The sequence below is a fragment of the Actinomyces oricola genome (genome assembly GCF_004104015.1).
GTDB classification, from domain to species: domain Bacteria; phylum Actinomycetota; class Actinomycetes; order Actinomycetales; family Actinomycetaceae; genus Actinomyces; species Actinomyces oricola.
In genome coordinates, this window is the sequence record NZ_RYFV01000001.1 from 312499 (window position 1) to 330270 (window position 17772).

Below are 17772 nucleotides of genomic sequence, written 5' to 3' on the forward strand. Positions count from 1 at the left end.
TCCTGCTCGATTCTGGGTGAGGCGCTCCGGTGGGGCTGCGGATGCGCGTGATGACAATGTGGTCTGAAACGAGGTTACCTTGGAACGTCAGGCGCCCCGAACCGGTGAACGGTCCGGGGCGCCCCGGCGTCGTGGGCCGGCGGAGGTCAGCGTGAGTAGTACTCGACGACCATCTGGACGTCGCAGGTCACGGGGACCTCATCGCGCTTGGGACGGCGCACCAGCGTGGCGGAGAGCTTCTCCAACTCGACCGTCAGGTAGTCGGGCACGGGCGGCAGGACGTCGCGGTGCGCGCCGGCGGCGGCCACCTGGAAGGGGACCATCACCTGGGAGCGCGGGCGGACCTGGATGGTCTGGCCGGGCTTGACGCGGAAGGAGGGGCGGTCCACGATCCTGCCGTCCACCAGGATGTGGCGGTGGACCACGGCCTGGCGGGCCTGGGCGATAGTGCGGGCGAAGCCGGAGCGCAGGACAAGAGCATCCAGGCGCATCTCCAGGAGCTCGACCAGGGACTCACCGGTCAGGCCCTTCTCGCGGCGGGCCTCCTTGAAGACCCGCTGGAGCTGGGCCTCGCGAATACCGTACTGGGCGCGCAGGCGCTGCTTCTCCTTGAGACGGACGGCGTAGTCGGATTCGGCGCGACGCCGGGCGCGCCCGTGCTCGCCGGGGCCGTAGGGGCGCTTCTCGAAGTAGCGCACGGCCTTGGGGGTCAGCGGGATGCCCAGGGCGCGCGAGAGGCGCACCTGACGGCGGGAGCGGGATGAGCTCACTTGTTGTTTCTCTTCCTGTCGGATTTCTCGCGCGCCGCGGGCGGGTGCCCGCGGCGCGGGGTCAGCCGTAGCAGGCCAGGACCCCAGGGGCCCGTCGGGCGCACTGCGCCAACGAACCACCCCAGGACTTTAGCCCGAGGACGACGGCGGCCGCACCCTTCGCCCACCGCCTGTGAGGCGATCCTCATCGTCTTCATTGTTCGTCTTCATTGTTTCAGTGCCCTGGCCAGGGGCTCCGGCGGCGTCGAGTGCTTCACCGCGACCGGCCCGATTCACCTCAGGCGCCGCCGCCCAATGGGCGGCCGTGCGCCCGGCAGAGCGCGGTCGACGAGGGCTTCGGCGGCATTCTCGGCTACCGCCGTCTCCGCGCCCGGTAGAGCACGGAGACGGCGGCGATCAGCAGAAAAGCGCTGAAGAGCCATCTGCCCGTCACCGGGCTCATGCCCGCAGCGAGGAACGAGCCCACCGGGGAGCACACCGCCGAGGCTGCTCCGGCCAGCAGGCCGACGCGCAGTTCGACACCGCCCCGCCGAAGGTTGCCCGCCGTGCCGGCCACGGCGGTGGGCACCATGGCGGCCAAGGAGGTGCCGCGCGCCAACAGGTCGCTGGCGCCCAAAACAATCTCCAGCCCCGGCACAACCACCACTCCCCCGCCGACGCCGACCAGCCCGGCGAGAAGGCCCGCCACCAGGCCGAGGCACACCAGCGCCACACACCGACCGGGGCTCAACGCGAGCGCTATGCCTCGCACCGGTACCGACATCCGCTGAGCCACCAGGACCAGGACGATAAAGGCGACGAAGATCCACGTCAGCACCCGGGTGGGAAGGCTGTGCAGGAGGCGAACACCAACCTGGGTGCCCGCCAGGGAGCCGAGCACGACCAGCGCCGCGGCGACGAGCGAAACCTCGGCACGCAGGCCGTAACTCATGGCCCCGACGAGGGCTGCGGGCGCAATGGCCACCAGGGAGGTGGCAGCGGCCCGGCGCTGGTCCAGGCCCAGGACGGCCACCAATGCGGGCACCAGCACAATGCCGCCTCCGACCCCGAATAACCCGGACAGGAGCCCCGCGCTCGCGCCGACAAGGCACGCCAGGGCCAATCTGCCCGGGCTCGTGGATCCGCCGCGTTGAATCTGGCCGCCCGAGGACTGCGGCGCCTCGGGCCGGTGGCGCACATCGGGGGATGCGTCAGCGCCGTCGTCGCCGGCCTGCTGATCGTCCTCCATGCGCTCAGCTTAGGCACCGGCGGGAACGCCGGGTGCCCGTGATCGAACGATGTCGCACGCCCCGTGGGGCGCGAAGTACCGCGAAGTGCAGAAGAAGTGCAGAAAGCCACAGGAGGTGCCGGGGAAGAACTAGAGAGCACGGGCCACCACCTGGCGCCGCGCAGCCCTATGACTCGGGCCCGCCGGGGGCGGCCCGCCATGGCCCCTGGCCCAGCCTGTTCCTGGCTGCGCTGCACCGCTCGAACTCAGTCCCGGCAGTCTCAGGAGAACTGGCGCTCGCGGGGTCAACCGAGGCCGTGGTCTGCAGGATCCTGCGGATGGAGGCCAGGCGTTGAGTCAGGCGGTCCTCAAATCCGTGGGTGGTCGGCCGGTAGTATTCGGCGCCTTCCAGGTCATTGGGCAGGTAGGACTGGGCCACCACGGAGTGCGGGAAGTCGTGGGGGTAGAGATATCCCTGACCGTGACCAAGAGATTGGGCTCCCGGGTAGTGAGCGTCGCGCAGATGGGCCGGCACCTGCCCGCCCTTGCCGGCGCGCACGTCGGCCATGGCCCGATCCAGGGCGATGGTGACCGCATTGGACTTTGGTGCGGTGGCCACGGCCAGGGCCGCCTCGGCAAGAACCAGTCCGGCTTCGGGCATGCCTATGAGTGCTACGGCCTGTTGGGCGGCCGCAGCCGTGGACAGCACCGTGGGATCGGCCAAGCCCACGTCCTCGGCGGCATGGATGACAATGCGCCGGGCAATGAACCGGGGGTCCTCTCCGGCGGCAATCATGCGGGCCAGGTAGTGGAGTGTCGCGTCCGGGTCCGAGCCGCGCATGGACTTAATGAAGGCGCTGACGACGTCGTAGTGCTGGTCTCCGCGACGGTCGTAGCGCACGGCGGCCACATCGACGGCCCGTTCGACGTCGGCCAGGGTGACGGCCGGGACCGTCCGGGCCGCTTCCCCAGGGGCGTCCTCGGCTGTGGCGGCCAGGACCGCACCGGCCGCCGCCTCCAGGATTGTCAGGGACTTGCGGGCATCCGAGCCGGCCATCCGCACAATCTGCTCGCCGGCATCCCGGCTCAGGCTCACCGAGCCATCCAGGCCCCGGGGGTCGGCGACGGCCCGCTCCACCAAGGCGCGGACGCTGCGGGCATCAAGGGGTTGGAGGGTCAGCAGCAAGGAGCGGGACAGCAGCGGGGAGACGACCGAGAACGAGGGGTTCTCGGTCGTCGCCGCCATGAGGGTCACCCAGCGGTTCTCCACGCTGGGAAGAAGCGCATCCTGCTGGGATCGGGAGAAGCGATGCACTTCGTCAATGAAGAGAACCGTCTCCTGCCCCGAAGCGGCCAGACGGCGTCGGGCGTCCTGGACGACGGCGCGCACGTCCCTGACCCCGGCACTGACCGCGGACAACTCCACGAAGCGGCGGCCTGAGGCGCGAGCCACAAGGTAGGCCAAGGTGGTCTTGCCGGTGCCCGGAGGCCCCCACAGGATCACGCTGGAGACTCCTGGGCCGGTGCGCGGGCCGGCAGCCGGATCAATGAGCCTGCGCAGGGGGGAGCCCGGGGCCAGAAGGTGGTCCTGACCCAAGACCTCGTCGAGGGCGCGCGGACGCATCCGCACGGCCAGCGGCGCCCGGGCGTCGTCGGGCACCCCGGCGTCATCCACCCCCTGGGTCTCGAACAGATCCATGGGAGTGACCCTATCCCTCACCACCCCTCACCGGCGCGCCCCGCCCCTGGAGGCGAACCCTTCCGGGGAACAGTGGAACAATATGGTCATGCTCTCCTGGCTCGCCCGTCGGATTATTAAGGACGCCTGGATCGTCGTCGGTGCCTGGGCGTTCTTGGCTATTGTCATGCTGGCGCTGGCACTGACCGGCCTGGGCGGTAAGGGCCTATTCGAACGCCTCGAGCCGGGCAATGCGGTCGTGCAGGGGACTGAGAGCGCTGAGGGCCAGGAGGTTCTTGACACGCTGACCGGTGACGGCGTCGCCGTCTCCCTGCTCATCACCGGCGTGGACATCTCCACCCCTGACAAGCAGGCGGCGGTGGCCGCCGCCCTGGAGCCGGCTCACAGCGAGCTGCGCGATCTGGTCGGTGAGGAGAATGTGCTCGACCCTTTCGTGGTGCCCAGGATGCTTGAGGAGCCGGCTGCCCAGGTCCTGGCCTCCACCAAACTTGATGGTTTCCTCATTGTCGTTACCGTCGACCCCAACGGCGCGGCCATCGCCCGGGCGGACGATGAGGCCTACACGAATAAGCGCGACGAGATCGTTGCCAAGGTCGAGACGCGCTTGGCGGCGGTGCCCGCCGAGCTCCAAAAGGTCGACCCCTCGGCGCAGGGCATCGTCTCCGACGAGGCGCTCATGAGCCAAGCCGTCAATGACCAGGTGGAGAAGGACCTGGTGCGGGGCGAAGTCATTGCCCTACCGGCCGCGCTCATCATTATGGTGCTCGTATTCGGTGGTTTCTTGGCCGCGGGGATGCCGCTGTTGGGCGGGGTGGTCTCCATCGCCGCCACCTTGGGGGTGCTCTACTTCATGAGCCTGGGCGCCGAGATGCAGTCCTTCGTCGTCAATATCGTCTCGGTAATCGGCCTGGGCCTGTCCATCGACTACGGCCTGCTCATTACGTCCCGCTACCGGGAGGAGCTGGCCCGCGCGCACGGCCAGGATGATGGGGCCGAGGAGGGCCGCGCACGCCGGCGCCGCACCGGGCGACGCGATACGCTCATTACCAGATGCATGCTGCGCACCCTGGCCACGGCGGGACGCACTGTGCTTTTCTCGGCTCTGACCGTCGCGGTGTCCATGCTCGGCCTGGTGCTGGTGGGCACCGGCATTCTGCGCTCAATCGGGCTGGCGGGTGTTGCGGTCGTCCTCATCTCAGTGGCGGCCTCACTAACCCTCATCCCCTCGGTGCTGGTGCTCTTGGGGCGCCGTCTGCTCAAACCCTCCCCCCTGCAGAGACTGCCCCTGCTCGGCGCCCTGCAACGACGCGTGGGAGACGTCACCCGGGAAGAAGGGGTCTTCTCCGCCCTGGCCCGTCGGGTCCACGCCCGCCCCTGGCTGGTGCTTATCGGCTGCCTGGCGCTCCTGGGCGTGCTCGCCGCCCCGGTGCGCGGCTTGCACATGCTGTCCTCAACCACTGATCTGCTGCCCCCGGCCTCCGGACAGCGCACCTATCTGCGCATTCTTCAGGAGGACTATCCGGCGGCAACCGAGCAGGACGCCACTCTCATTATCGCCGGCGCCGGGGACTCGGTCACCGACTTCATTAATGACAAGGTCGCCACCACCCCCGGCGTGACCTCCGTGCTCAAGTCCGCCACGGCCGAGAAGTACACAGTGGTTTACTTGGACTTGGAGGGCGAGCCCTCCTCATCGACCGCTGAGCAGGCGGTCAGTTCCCTGCGCTCCCTGCCGGCACCGGCCGACACCTGGATCACCGGGCAGGCGGCCACTCAGCTCGACTTCCGCCAGTCCGTGTCCGCCCAGCTGCCGTGGGTCGTGGGCATCATTATCCTGGCTACGGTGGTCCTGCTCTTCCTTATGACTGGTTCTTTGCTGGTGCCCCTTAAGGCCCTCATTATCAACACCATTTCTCTGGTGTCCTCCCTGGGGGTCGTGGTGTGGGTTTTCCAAGGCGGGCACGGCGCCGGCCTGCTGGGGTTCACACCGATCGGAGGGGTGGAGACCTATGTGGTGGTCACCGCCCTGGGGGTGGGGTTCGGCCTGGCAATGGACTATGAGGTCTTCCTGCTGGGCCGGATCAAGGAGCACTGGGATGCTGGGGCGGACAATGACGCCGCGGTCGAGCGCGGGCTCCAGCACTCCGGGCGGATCGTGACCTCTGCGGCCCTGATTATGCTCACAGTCTTCCTGGGTTTCACGGTCGGCGAGCTGCTGGTGGTCAAAGAGATTGGGCTGGCGCTGGCAGTGATTGTGGCCCTGGACGCCACCGTGGTGCGGATGCTCCTCGTGCCGGCAACCATGACCCTGCTGGGCAAGTGGAACTGGTGGGCGCCCGCCCCCTTGCAGCGCCTGCACAAGCGCTACGGCTTGAACGAGGGCTGAGCGCTCACTTCTCCATATTCTCCATAATTCTCCATAGAAGCGCGCGATGCGCGGGCCTTTGAAGATGAATCAGATGAAGGAGTGGTCTCCGGCCCCGGCCCGCAGGAGTTCGGGGGCATCCTGAGTCAGGTCGATGACGGTGGTGGGCTCGGTGGAGGTCACCGGCCCCTCAATCACAATGTCAATAAGGTGGCCGAGGCTGTCCTCAATCTCCCAGCCGCTGGTCTCGGGCTCCTCTTGGCCGGGGCGGATGAAGGTGGAGGACAAGATGGGGCTGGCGAACTCCGCCACAAGCGCCTGGGTGATGGCGTGGTCGGGGATGCGCACCCCCAGGGTGTGCTTCTTAGGGTTGAGTGTCATTCGCGGCACGTCCTTGGTGCCCTTGAGAATGAAGGTGTAGGGGCCGGGCGTCAGGCGCTTAATGAGGCGGAAGGCGTTGTTGCCCACGATCGCCAGGGGGCCGGCCTGAGCGAAGTTGGCGCACACGAAAGTGAAGTTGTGCTTGTCGTCGAGCTGGCGGATGGCGCGAATGCGGTCAAGCCCCTCCTTGTTGCCCGGCGCGCAGGCCAGGGCGTAGCCGGAGTCGGTCGGGTAGGCGACCAGGCCGCCGTCGCGCAAGGTCCCCACCACCTTCGCTACGAGTCGTGCCTGCGGGTTGACGGGGTGGAGCTCAATGTAGCGCGACATGCCCCCATTGTGCCCTGCCGCATGGACTCTCGGCAGTCCAACGGGCCGCACGGCCCACGCTCCACGTCAATCCCCCAGTGCGGCAATGGCGCCGGCGGCGGCAGCCACAGCGTCGTCAAGCCAGTCGGGAACCTCTCCACCCACGAAGGGTTGGACCATCCCGTGGGGGCACAGGCGCATGGCGGTGTGCAGCAGGGTGTTGCGGTGAGCATCGAAATCCCGATAGCGGCGATAGACCAGCTCCCGGGAGACAATGTCGACCTCCTCGTTGAGGGCGGCAATCTCCTCGCGCAGGCCGGGAGGGGCAGTGTCGAGCAGTTCGCTGTGCCGGTAGAGGGTCATGGCGTAGGCGTCGGCCGGGTGCTCTCGGCAGAACTGGACGACGTGGACGGCCGCTGCCACCACGGCGTCGGCGGCCGGTTCTGAGCGGCAGGCCCGAAGGAAGCCGGTGTGGAAACGACGCATTGAACGCAACCACAGCCTTATGAGCAGCTCCTCGCGGGAAGCGAAGCGGTGGTAGATCGACCCGGTTGGAGCCCCTGCGGCCCGGGCGATCTGGGCCATCGTGACCTCCGTCCCCTGCTCCAGGACGGTCCGGGTGGCGGCGTCAAGGATGTCATCGGCGCTGAATCTCGCTGGTCGTGCCATGGGCGGGAGTCTAGATCCCGAATGAGATCCTACGTTCTAGAACGAATATTCTAGAACATATATTCTAGATGTTTTAGCCGCGCTGGCACCCTGAGCCATTCACTGCGATAGACGCCCATCCGGACATGGACGAGGGCCGGACAGCAGTTGTCTCTGCCTTTGTCCCGACCTTGCGCCAGGCGTCAACGCACCCGTGTCCGTCTGCGCTCGGCAGCCCGCGCAGTCGCCCCCACGAGCTGGCAGCTGCGCTCGGCGCCGGGGCCGAGCAGCCCTCACGGCCGCCCCAATGGGCTACTGTGGTCAGCGCTATCCACTGATCCGGGTGCCGTCAGGCACGCAATTGCCGCATTGAGTTTCTTTGATATAAGGTTGGTTTTATGCGAGAGGTCGAGGCACCGCTCTCCGACGAGGAACCCGTCGTGCGGCTGTTCAAGGCCCTCGCGCACCCGATGAGGGCGAGCATTATCCACCGCCTGACCACTTCGGCGGCGGACGTCACCGAGCTCACCGAGCTCCTGGGCGCCTCCCAGCCCCTGGTGTCACACCATCTGCGCATTCTGCGCGACGCTCACCTGGTACAGGTTGAGCGCAGTGGGCGACGCTCGAACTACTCCCTCATCGATGACCACGTGGCGTCGATCTTCCTCGACGCCCTGAACCACATGAGAGAACATGACCATGACTGTCACCACTGAGCACCGCCCCGCCGAGGCCCACCACCACACCCACGGCCCGAACTGCGGCCACCTCGCCATCATCCATGGCGACCACGTCGACTACGTCCACAACGGGCACCTCCACCACGAGGACCACGGGCACTACGACGAGTGCGACACCTGCGCCTGCCCGCACTGCTCAGACTCCTGCGCCGTATGCGAGTGTCAGGACTGCTCCTGCCCCACCTGCAACCACAACACCTGCAGCTGCCCGCACTGCTCAGACTCCTGCTCCTCATGCGTCTGCGAGGACTGCTCCTGCCCCACCTGCACGCACGCCGCCTGAGATCGGGCGGGCGACGGGTGCGGGCCCCGCGCGGGGCCCGCGCGGGGCCCGCCGATGACGATCCACTGACATCCGGGGCCCGCAACCTCGTGGTTGCGGGCCCCTCGGTGTCGAACTGCGTATTGGGCGCGAGGCGTCGTCCTCAGGCTTCCAAGGCGCTCGTGGGGGGTGACTCATCCCGCTGCGCCCGGGCGATCCGGGCTTGGGGCGACCGGCTCCGCCACGGCGTCCACGCCGGCCTCCTTGCGCTGGGCAGCGGTGATCGGTGCGGGGGCCTGGGTGAGCGGGTCAAAGCCGCCACCGGACTTGGGGAAGGCAATGACGTCACGGATGGAGTCGGCGCGGGTGAGCAGGGAAACGATGCGGTCCCAGCCGAAGGCGATCCCGCCGTGGGGCGGAGCGCCGAAAGTGAAGGCGTCGAGCAGGAAGCCGAACTTCTCGGCCGCCTCAGCCCGGCTAATGCCCATCACCTTGAAGACCCGTTCCTGGACGTCGGCCCGGTGAATGCGAATGGAACCGCCACCGATCTCGTTGCCGTTGCAGACAATGTCGTAGGCGTAGGCCAGGGCGGTGCCCGGGTCGGTGTCGAAGGTGTCGAGGCACTCCGGCTTGGGCGCGGTGAAAGCGTGGTGGACAGCAGTCCAGGCGGATCCGCCCAGGGCCACGTCGCCCTCCGCCCTGGCCTCAGCGCTCGGCTTGAACAGGGGGGCGTCCACAATCCACACGAAGGACCATTCGTTCTCATCAATGAGCCCGCAGCGCCTGGCGATCTCCAGGCGGGCGGCGCCCAGGAGCGCGCGGGCGGCGTCCACGGAGCCGGCGGCGAAGAAGATGCAGTCCCCCGGCCCCGCGCCCGCGGCGGCGGCCAGGCCGGCCCGTTCGGCCTCGGTAATGTTCTTGGCCACGGGCCCGCCCAGCGCGCCATCCTCGCCAACGGTCACATACGCCAGGCCGCGGGCGCCGCGCTGCTTGGCCCACTCCTGCCAGCCGTCGAAGGTGCGCCGCGACTGGCCGGCACCGCCGGGCATGACGACGGCGCCCACATAGGGCTGGCGGAAGACCCGAAAGCTCGTGTCGGTGAAGAACTCGGTGAGGTCGGTCAGTTCCAGGCCGAAGCGCAGATCGGGCTTGTCGGTGCCGTAGCGCTCCATGGCCTCGCGGTAGGTCATACGCGCAATGGGAGTCTCTAACTCATGGCCGATCAGGGCCCACACTTCGCGCAGGACCTCCTCGGCCACGGCTATGACGTCGTCTTGCTCGGCGAAACTCATCTCCACGTCGAGCTGGGTGAACTCGGGCTGACGGTCGGCCCGGAAGTCCTCATCGCGGTAGCAGCGGGCAATCTGGTAGTAGCGCTCCATGCCGGCGACCATGAGCAGTTGCTTGAACAGTTGGGGGCTCTGGGGCAGGGCGTACCAGCAGCCGGGCGCCAAGCGCGCGGGCACCAGGAAGTCGCGCGCCCCTTCGGGGGTGGAGCGGGTCAGGGTCGGGGTCTCGACCTCGACGAAGTCATGGGCGTCCAGGACGCGGCGAGCCGCCTGGTTAACCTTGGCGCGCAGGCGCATGGCGTGCTGCATGGGGCTGCGGCGCAGATCCAGGTAGCGGTACCTCAGGCGGGCCTCCTCACCGACCTGCCCGGCGTCCTCAGCGTGGTCGGAGACCTGAAAGGGCAGCGGGGCGGCCGGATTGAGGATCTCAACCTGTGTGACCACCACCTCGATCTGGCCAGTGGGCAGGTTGGGGTTGGCGTTGCCCTCGGGGCGGGCGGTCACCTCACCGGTGACCCTCAGGACGTACTCGGCCCGCAGGTCGTGAGCAATCTCCTCACGGATGACCACCTGGGCAATACCGGAGGCGTCACGCAGATCGATGAAGGCGACGCCCCCGTGGTCCCGGCGTCGGTCCACCCAACCGGTGAGGGTGACGACCTGGCCAATGTCGGTGGCGCGCAGGGAGCCTGCGGTGCGGGTTCGCAGCACGATGCTGGGTTCCTTCCGTATGGGGCACATCCCCGGTGCCCAGCGGGGCGCACCGCGAGACGAGCGGGCGCCGCCCACCATCCTATGTCCGAGCGCGCCCCGCGCCCGGCCAGGCCCCTCGCGCCCGGCCCGGTTGCCTCCCGACTCCCGCAGGGACGGGCCGGCCGACCAGGTCGGGGACGGTATTCGTGACGGCGAAGAGCCCGCCATACCTGAGGGCAGGAAGGGCAGAAGGACGAAGGCGCAGAATATGAGGCGCCAGGGCGCAATGCGGTCCACAGCACGGCGGCGGGCCGCACCCCGCACCGCATGCCCGTAGCCTTGCGCCATGCACATTCCCTCCCCGTCCCTCCCTCCGACCGGCGCCGCCGAGGTCTCCGGGATTCGTCTTCCCCGCGGGCGCCAGGTGACCACCAGGCTGGGCGCTACCCCGCAGACGGTAGCCTGGGTCAGCGATGACATCCTGGCCGATGCCCTCCTGGCCGGCCTTATCGCCAAACTGGTCGAGGCCTTCCCGGTTACGGGCCTGTGGCCCCTGCGTGCACAGGGGCAGCGCGGCGACATCTCCAGCCCCTGGCACGACGGCGAGCTCGCAGGCCCTTCCGCGCGGCCATCGCGCCACGACGCCCTGGACGTGCTGCGCTCCATGGGCGCCCAACTGGACCACCCCGCCTTGCCCGTGCCCACAACCCTGGTTCCGGGGACGGCCGGCCGGGAATTGGAGCCCGCCGACCTCAGCACGGGCCCGGGAGACTCGGGTTTACTGCTAGTGCCCGTGGCCCGTCCAGCCGACGTCCCGGCTCGGCTCGGCTGGCTGGGCAGCTGCAACTGGGACCTGGACGGCGAGGGAGCCTCCGCTGTGCTGCGCTCCTGGGAGGAGCGCTTCGGCATAGTGCTGTCCGCCATTGGCTTTGACACCATGCTCCTCATGGTGCCCCCGGGGCGCCTGGAGCACGTCAATGCCCGGGCGCTCGCGGCGGAGGTCTACACCTTCTGCCCGGACCTCTTTGAGCAGGGGAACTTCACCCTGGAGGGCTTTGTGCACAGGATCCCGCGTGCATGGGCCTGGAAACTGTGGTGGGACTGAGTTGAACCGAGTTGAGCCGAGTCGGGTAGCCGCCCGGGCGGCGGGCGCAGCCCGGGCGAGACCGACCTCACCTGTGACCCGCGGCAAGGCCCTGGGCAGGGGCATGGGCGCTCCCATAGTGTGGCGCCAGGAGCGATCCGCGCCCCAATGATCCCCGATCGGGGCTCACGCCGGCCTCAGGCCTGCGGTGAGTGACCCCTGTCAGTTCGTGCGTACAGCCCGTCAGCCGCCGGCCATCCGGCCCGCGCAGGGCGAGTGTGGTGGGTCAGGTGCGGCAAGAGCGGAGGGCACACGGTCCTCCCCCACACTCCGCAGTAGGTCCCCGTGCCGGGGACAAGATGGGAATAACTCCATGAGCACCAACCAGAGCCCTGCCGAGATCAATGGGCCCTTGAGCCTGGACGACCTCTTCGCCGCAGAGGCCGGCACCGAGCCCACCGAGAAGGTCGCCGCCCCGCACCTGAGCGAGTCGAGTGCAAACGACTCCACTCCCGGTTCTCCCGAGAACTTCTCGACCCCGGATTCCTCGGACTCCCCCGAGGACCCTGAGGATGTTGACCATGAGGACGAGGAGGACGACGTCGAGCGCAACGTCCCCGAGAAGGACCCTGAGGACGACGCCGAGGATGACGAGGACGGCCGGGATCCCGAGGACGGCCAGGATCCCGCTGAGGAGGAGGTCGACGGGCACGTCCTCTTCATTGAGGACGGCGCCTTGGACGCAGATGGCTCCGACAGCGAAGGGGAGACAACCTTCGCGGACCTGGGCCTGCCCGGGGACCTGCTCAAGGCCGTCACCGACATGGGGTTCACCACCCCGACCGCCATCCAGCGCGAGGCCATCCCGGTCCTTCTGGCCGGCCGCGATGTTGTCGGCGTCGCCCAGACCGGGACCGGTAAGACTGCTGCCTTCGGCTTGCCGCTGCTCGATGCTGTTGACGCCCATGAGACCGCCGTCCAGGCGCTGGTCCTGGCCCCCACCCGCGAACTGGCACTCCAGAGTTCCGAGGCCATCACCGATATGGCGTCGCGCTCACGTGGCCTGGACGTCGTCGCCGTCTACGGCGGCGCCCCCTACGGCCCGCAGATCGGGGCCCTGAAATCCGGCGCCCAAGTGGTCGTGGGCACTCCGGGGCGGATTATCGACCTCATTGACAAGGGCGCCCTGGTCCTGAGCGAGGTCAAGTACTTCGTTCTGGACGAGGCCGACGAGATGCTGCGCATGGGCTTTGCGGAGGACGTCGAAACCATTGCCTCCTCCCTGCCCACCCAGCGGCGCACCGCCCTGTTCTCGGCCACCATGCCCCCCGCGATTCAGGATGTGGCCCGCCAGCACCTTCACGAACCAGTCCAGATCGAGGTCTCCCGACCGGCCTCCACTGTTGAGACGGTCCGCCAGACCTACGCCGTGGTGCCCTTCCGCCATAAGATCGGTGCGGTCTCCCGCGTCCTGGCGGTCACCGATGCCCAGGCCGCCATTGTCTTCGTGCGCACTAAGTCCACCGCCGAGGACGTGGCCATTGAGCTCGCCGGCCGCGGCATCCAAGCGGCCGCCATCTCCGGGGATGTCCCCCAGCGTGAGCGCGAGCGCCTGGTTGAGCGCCTGCGCGCCGGCACCCTCGACGTCCTCGTGGCCACCGATGTAGCTGCCCGCGGCCTGGACGTGGACCGCATTGGACTGGTCGTCAACTTCGACGTCCCCCGCGAGGCCGAGGCCTACGTTCACCGCATTGGGCGTACCGGCCGGGCCGGGCGCAGCGGCGAGGCCGTCACCTTCCTGACTCCCAAGGAGAAGAGCAAGCTCCGTCAGATCGAGCGCTTGACCGGCAGCCGCCTGGAGGAGATCACCCTGCCCTCCCCCGCCGACGTCTCCAAGCATCGCGCCGGCAAGCTCCTGGAGCGGGCCGCCGCCCGGCACCAGCGCGGCCGCCTGGGCATGTACACCGCTATGGTGGGGGCCAAGGCCGATGAACTCGGCGTCAGTGTCGAGGAGATGGCCGCCACGCTGCTGGCCCTGGCCGTGGGCGACGAGGGTCCGCGCCGTCGCGAGGAGCACGAGGACGGACCGCGCCGACGGGGGCGTCGCGAAGAGACCGTAGACGCCGAAGGCGCCTTTGTCTCGGCCTCCTTCGAGGGCAGCGGCCGGGACCGTCGTCGGGATCGCCCCGAGGGCAAGCGCGGGGCGGCCCGCGGCGGGCGCCGTGAGCGCACCGGGGGCTCGGGCACTGTCTACCGGGTGGAGGTCGGTCACCGCGACCGCATTATGCCCGGCGCGATTGTGGGCGCCCTGGCCAACGAGGGCGGCATCTCCGGCTCTGACATTGGCAAGATCGACATCCTTCAGTCCTTCTCCCTGGTCACCATTCACGCACCATTGACCCCCGAGCAGCTCCAGGCCATGGGCCGGGCCACTTTTGGAGGCCGCGAGCTGCGCATCCGCCCCGACGAGGGGCCCGGCGGCGGCTGGTCGGGCCCCGACGGCGAGGACTCCGGACGCCACTCGCGTCGTGACACCCGCCAGGAGGACCACGGCGGCTACCGTCGCGACGAGGACCGCGACAACCGGGGTTTCCGCGGGGGCCGCGGCTTCGGCCGGGGAGGGCGCGATGGGCGCGGCGAACGCGGCGGCTACCGTCGCGAGGAGGATCGCGGTGGTTTCCGCGGAGGCCATGGCTTCGACCGGGCGGAGCGCGACGGGCGCGGCGCGCGCCGCTGGGAGGACCGCGGCGAACGCGGCGGCTACCGCGGTGGGCGTGAGGACCGCGACAACCGGGGTTTCCGTGGGGGCCGGGAGGATCGCGGGGAGCGCGGCTACCGGGCCGGCCGCGACGACCGCGGCTCTAATCGCTTCGGCGGGAACCGCGGCGGGGGCTACCGCGGCAATCGCGACCCGCGCTGACCGGGGCGCGCGGGGTCGGGCCAGTGACCCCGTGACCTTGTCCCCGTTGTCTTGAGGTTGTTTTGAGGGGCGGCCGGGCATCCGGCCGCCCCTCCTGACCTGTCTTGAAACCGCCGCCTTTTCACTGCGCGTTCACCACGCGGCCCTCCCGGCCTCAGGCCGGCGAGGTTTCAGGCGCGGCGCAGGCGGACGGTGCCCAGCTCGGTGCGGGCCCGAAGCTCCAGGCGCCGCTCAGGGTCGCTCGGAGCGTCGCGCTCAGGCAGCTCGGTGATGACGCGGCCCATCGCCGAGCTGCAATCGACTAGGACGGCGGTTCCGAAGGGCACCCCGACCGAGATACTGCCCAATTCGGTGCGCAAGTCCAGGGAGCCCTCGCGGGCCTCCATGACCTTGACCGAGCCGGCGGAGGCGGAGGCCGTCACCGCGCCGGTCACCGTGCCCACTTTGACCGATCCGGCCTGGGCGAAAATCTCACCACTGCCCAGGGCCGCCACCCAGACCGTGCCGGCGTCGGCGCGCACACTCGCGGTACGGCACTCCCCGAGCTTGACCGATCCGGCTGAGGCGCGGACCCGCGCATCCTCCCAGGGCTGCTTGGCGCTGAGGCTGCCCAGGTCCATGCGCGCCTCGAGCCGGGACCATGCCGGCATGGTCACATGCACCCGCGACTGCTCCGACGTCCACGCCCAGATGCCGGCGAGGCGCTCGCGTCCCACTAAGGCGACTTGCCGGATTGAGATGGTGGCGCCGTCGGCTCCGACTGCAATCAGCGGGGCCAGCGATTCGTCCGCGTCAACCGTTACGCGCCCTCCCGCGCCGGGGCTAATGGTGATGCTGAGCGAGGACAGGTCCAGGGCGAGCACGGGGGTGGTTCCTGAGGGGATCTCAAAGTTCCAAATCGGCATGGTGGTCTTCCTTGTGTGTGGTGTCCGAGTCTGTGCCGACCCTATTGACGGCGATTGACGGCGATTGACGGCGGGGCCGGGGGTGCTTCGCGCTGGGGCTCAACCGAACCAGCCGTGCAGGCTTGGGCTCGACCTGGTGGGCTGGGGCCCGTAGAAGGGGCCGCCCGGAGGGGGGCCGGCCTGCCCGCCCAGGCGGGCACGGACGGCCGCCAGGAGCCAGGTGTTCACCGAAACCCCCTGGGCCTGGGCGGCGGCGTCAACCTCGGTCTTGAGGGCGGCGGGCATGCGCAGTGTTGTGCGCGTGTCATTGCCATCGCCAGCAGGTGACTCGCTCCCTGTCGCCGGCCCCTCATGGGCGGTTCCGGACCCGGGCGCCTCAGACTCACCGCCTTCATCAGACCTGTGAGATCTGTGCTCCGTTTGCCCCGGCGGTTGCTCAGGGATCACCTCGGTGAGCATGAGGTGAGGGGTGGGGCCGTCCATGACGACGGTGGCGCGCACAGTGTCGAGGTCGTCCTCGATTTGGGTGGCAATGTCGCACAGCATTTGGAGGAGGGTCAGGCGCAGGGCTGGGTCGAGTGCTGACACCAGCGAGCCGGCCACCTCCTGGGTGCGTTCGTCACCAAGCGAGGACACCTCTCGCATTGATCGACCTAGGGTCTCCGCATAGCTGCTCATTTGCATGACACCATCATGACACCATGACGGTGTATGACACCATGGTGGTGTCATACAAGACTGCCCTGTGCGCTCCACCGCAGACTGAGCGCAGACTGAGCTCCGATTTGGTGTCAGAGAACGGGAATAACCGCTGTCAAGATGCTGTTGCCATCACCGGAGCAGGCCCGGAACCACAGGAAGGCGCGCGTGACATCAGCTATCTACCTCACAGCCGTGGTGGTCTTCGGGTTCACAGCCACTCTTCTGCGGCTGCCCCACTGGTGGGTTTTCTCGCCGCCGGTTTCGCTCTGAGCGCCGCCCCCGTCGCGCACCTGCCCTACGTCGAGACCCTCGGAGACTTGGGCGTGGCCGTACTGCTGTTCACCATTGGCCTCAAGCTCAACCCGCGCATCCTCATCCGCAAAGAGGTCTATGGCACAGCCATCGCCACCACGGCGCTACTGACCGCCCTGGGCTCGGCCCTCCTCGCCGGTCTTCTCCTCCTGGGGCTCCAGGTGGACAGCACCACTCCCAGTGGCGTCCTGGTCCTGGGTTTCGCCCTGTCCTTCTCCTCGACAGTCGTCGTGGTCAAGCTGCTCGAAGAGCGCGACGACACCAACTCCCTGTACGGGCGCATCGCCATTGGCGTGCTCGTCGCCCAGGATATTGGCGCAGTCCTCTACATGAGCGCCTCCTCCCAGCGAACACCCAGCCCCTGGGCGCTGGCACTGGTCCTGCTGTGGCCGGCCTCCCGGCTGGCGCGCAGGCTGCTCAACCGCATTGACCACCGGGAGATGCGCAGCCTGTTCGGGATCTCCATGGCGCTCCTGCCCGGCTTCCTCCTGTTCGAGATCGTCGGCATTGACGGGGACCTCGGCGCCCTCATTATGGGGGCCCTCTTCGCCTCCCACCCCGCCGCCAAAGAGCTGTCCAACGCCCTGTTCACCATTAAGGAGCTCCTCCTGGTGGGGTTCTTCCTGACCATTGGCCTGCACGGCATCCCCGGGGCCGGTGCCTTCGTCCTGGCCGGCATCCTTCTCCTGCTGCTGCCGGTGCGCGCCCTGGTCTACACCGCCGTCGTGCGCGCCCTGAGAATGCGCCGGCGCACCTCGGTGCTCACCGGACTATCCATGACCGCCTACAGCGAGTTCGCCCTCATTGTCGTGGCCGTCGCTGTTGAACACGGTTCCCTGGGCGAAGACTGGACGGCCGCGGTCTCCTTGGCGCTGGCCCTGTCCTTCGTGGTCTCGGCCGTCATTAACCGCCACCCCGCCAGACTCGTGCGCCGTATGACCGCACTTATCCCGCACCGCCCCGATTCCACCCTCCACCCCGAGCAGCGCTCCCTGGACCTCAGCGGCGTGCACACCGTCGTCTTCGGCATGGGGCGCGTGGGCCGCGCCACCTACCACAGGCTGGTCGCCGATGGCGAGCAGGGGGTCCTGGGCATTGACAATGACGCCACCAAAGTCGAGCAGCTTGAACGCGAGGGCCTCCACGTACTTGAGGCCGACGCCACCGACCAGGGCTTTTGGGACAGGCTCGACGCTGTCCACGCCACCAAGGCGGTCCTGGCCATGCCCAGCCCCGGCGCCAATCTGCACGTCCTGGAATGGCTCAACCGCTCTCCCTTCGAGGGCCACATCCTGGCCATTGCCCGCTACGACGACGAGGCCGCGGCCATGCGCGAACGGGGTGTGGACGCCATCATCAACATCTACGACGGCGTGGGACAGTCGCTGGCCGAGGCAGTCGAAGCCCTCCCGGATCTTGAGGCGCCTGAACCTGAATCTGAGGCCGCATTGCCCACCTGAGCCGGTCGCACCGGCCTCGCCGCACCCCA

At 68.6% G+C, this 17772-nt stretch carries 14 protein-coding genes; 6 read left to right on the forward strand and 8 right to left on the reverse strand.

Annotation, left to right across the window (positions count from 1 at the left end):
- Positions 1–146 precede the first annotated feature (146 nt).
- The 3 genes from rpsD to EUC46_RS01335 form a co-directional block, all read right to left on the reverse strand.
- On the reverse strand, positions 147–770 hold the full coding sequence (rpsD, locus tag EUC46_RS01325) for a 30S ribosomal protein S4 (protein WP_128772369.1): 624 nt from the start codon (positions 768–770) through the stop codon (positions 147–149).
- A 352-nt stretch (positions 771–1122) separates the two neighbouring features.
- The gene (locus tag EUC46_RS01330; protein WP_128772370.1) at positions 1123–1998 is read right to left on the reverse strand and encodes a sulfite exporter TauE/SafE family protein; all 876 of its coding nucleotides are present in this window, start codon (positions 1996–1998) and stop codon (positions 1123–1125) included.
- 166 nt (positions 1999–2164) lie between these two features.
- Entirely contained in the window at positions 2165–3676 is a 1512-nt protein-coding gene (locus EUC46_RS01335; RefSeq protein ID WP_128772371.1) for a replication-associated recombination protein A, read from the reverse strand.
- On the opposite strand from EUC46_RS01335, the gene EUC46_RS01340 reads away from it, so the two are divergent.
- On the forward strand, positions 3675–6062 hold the full coding sequence (locus tag EUC46_RS01340) for an MMPL family transporter (protein ID WP_241655318.1): 2388 nt from the start codon (positions 3675–3677) through the stop codon (positions 6060–6062). The two genes, EUC46_RS01335 and EUC46_RS01340, sit on opposite strands and share 2 nt — an antisense overlap.
- Positions 6063–6131: 69 nt before the next feature.
- On the opposite strand, the gene EUC46_RS01345 is transcribed toward EUC46_RS01340, so the two are convergent.
- On the reverse strand, positions 6132–6749 hold the full coding sequence (locus EUC46_RS01345; RefSeq protein ID WP_128772372.1) for an L-threonylcarbamoyladenylate synthase: 618 nt from the start codon (positions 6747–6749) through the stop codon (positions 6132–6134).
- 66 nt (positions 6750–6815) lie between these two features.
- The gene (locus EUC46_RS01350; protein ID WP_128772373.1) at positions 6816–7397 is read right to left on the reverse strand and encodes a TetR/AcrR family transcriptional regulator; all 582 of its coding nucleotides are present in this window, start codon (positions 7395–7397) and stop codon (positions 6816–6818) included.
- 377 nt (positions 7398–7774) lie between these two features.
- On the opposite strand from EUC46_RS01350, the gene EUC46_RS01355 reads away from it, so the two are divergent.
- Positions 7775–8092 carry an ArsR/SmtB family transcription factor gene (locus EUC46_RS01355; protein WP_128772374.1) on the forward strand — a complete coding sequence of 106 codons (318 nt, stop codon included), beginning with the start codon at positions 7775–7777 and terminating at the stop codon, positions 8090–8092.
- Positions 8070–8399, forward strand: coding sequence for a hypothetical protein (locus EUC46_RS01360; protein WP_241655319.1), 330 nt, complete (start codon positions 8070–8072; stop codon positions 8397–8399). The genes EUC46_RS01355 and EUC46_RS01360 overlap by 23 nt, the downstream gene beginning before the upstream one ends.
- 173 nt (positions 8400–8572) lie before the next feature.
- On the opposite strand, the gene aspS is transcribed toward EUC46_RS01360, so the two are convergent.
- A complete protein-coding gene (aspS, locus tag EUC46_RS01365) occupies positions 8573–10378 on the reverse strand; it encodes an aspartate--tRNA ligase (RefSeq protein WP_128772375.1) in 1806 nt (601 codons plus the stop codon).
- Between the two features lie 328 nt (positions 10379–10706).
- Between aspS and EUC46_RS01370 the strand changes: the two genes are divergently transcribed.
- Together EUC46_RS01370 and EUC46_RS01375 are read left to right on the forward strand one after the other, a co-directional pair.
- Positions 10707–11465 carry a DUF4253 domain-containing protein gene (locus EUC46_RS01370; RefSeq protein ID WP_128772376.1) on the forward strand — a complete coding sequence of 253 codons (759 nt, stop codon included), beginning with the start codon at positions 10707–10709 and terminating at the stop codon, positions 11463–11465.
- 352 nt (positions 11466–11817) lie between these two features.
- On the forward strand, positions 11818–14364 hold the full coding sequence (locus EUC46_RS01375; protein WP_128772377.1) for a DEAD/DEAH box helicase: 2547 nt from the start codon (positions 11818–11820) through the stop codon (positions 14362–14364).
- Between the two features lie 170 nt (positions 14365–14534).
- On the opposite strand, the gene EUC46_RS01380 is transcribed toward EUC46_RS01375, so the two are convergent.
- Positions 14535–15269 (reverse strand): DUF4097 family beta strand repeat-containing protein, encoded by a 735-nt coding sequence (locus EUC46_RS01380; RefSeq protein ID WP_128772378.1) that lies wholly within the window; start codon positions 15267–15269, stop codon positions 14535–14537.
- Positions 15270–15368: 99 nt separating this feature from the next.
- Positions 15369–15947 (reverse strand): CopG family transcriptional regulator, encoded by a 579-nt coding sequence (locus EUC46_RS01385; RefSeq protein WP_128772379.1) that lies wholly within the window; start codon positions 15945–15947, stop codon positions 15369–15371.
- A gap of 263 nt (positions 15948–16210) precedes the next feature.
- Here EUC46_RS01385 and EUC46_RS01390 point away from each other — a divergent pair, with 263 nt between their 5' ends.
- A complete protein-coding gene (locus EUC46_RS01390; RefSeq protein WP_241655320.1) occupies positions 16211–17743 on the forward strand; it encodes a cation:proton antiporter family protein in 1533 nt (510 codons plus the stop codon).
- Positions 17744–17772: the final 29 nt, after the last annotated feature.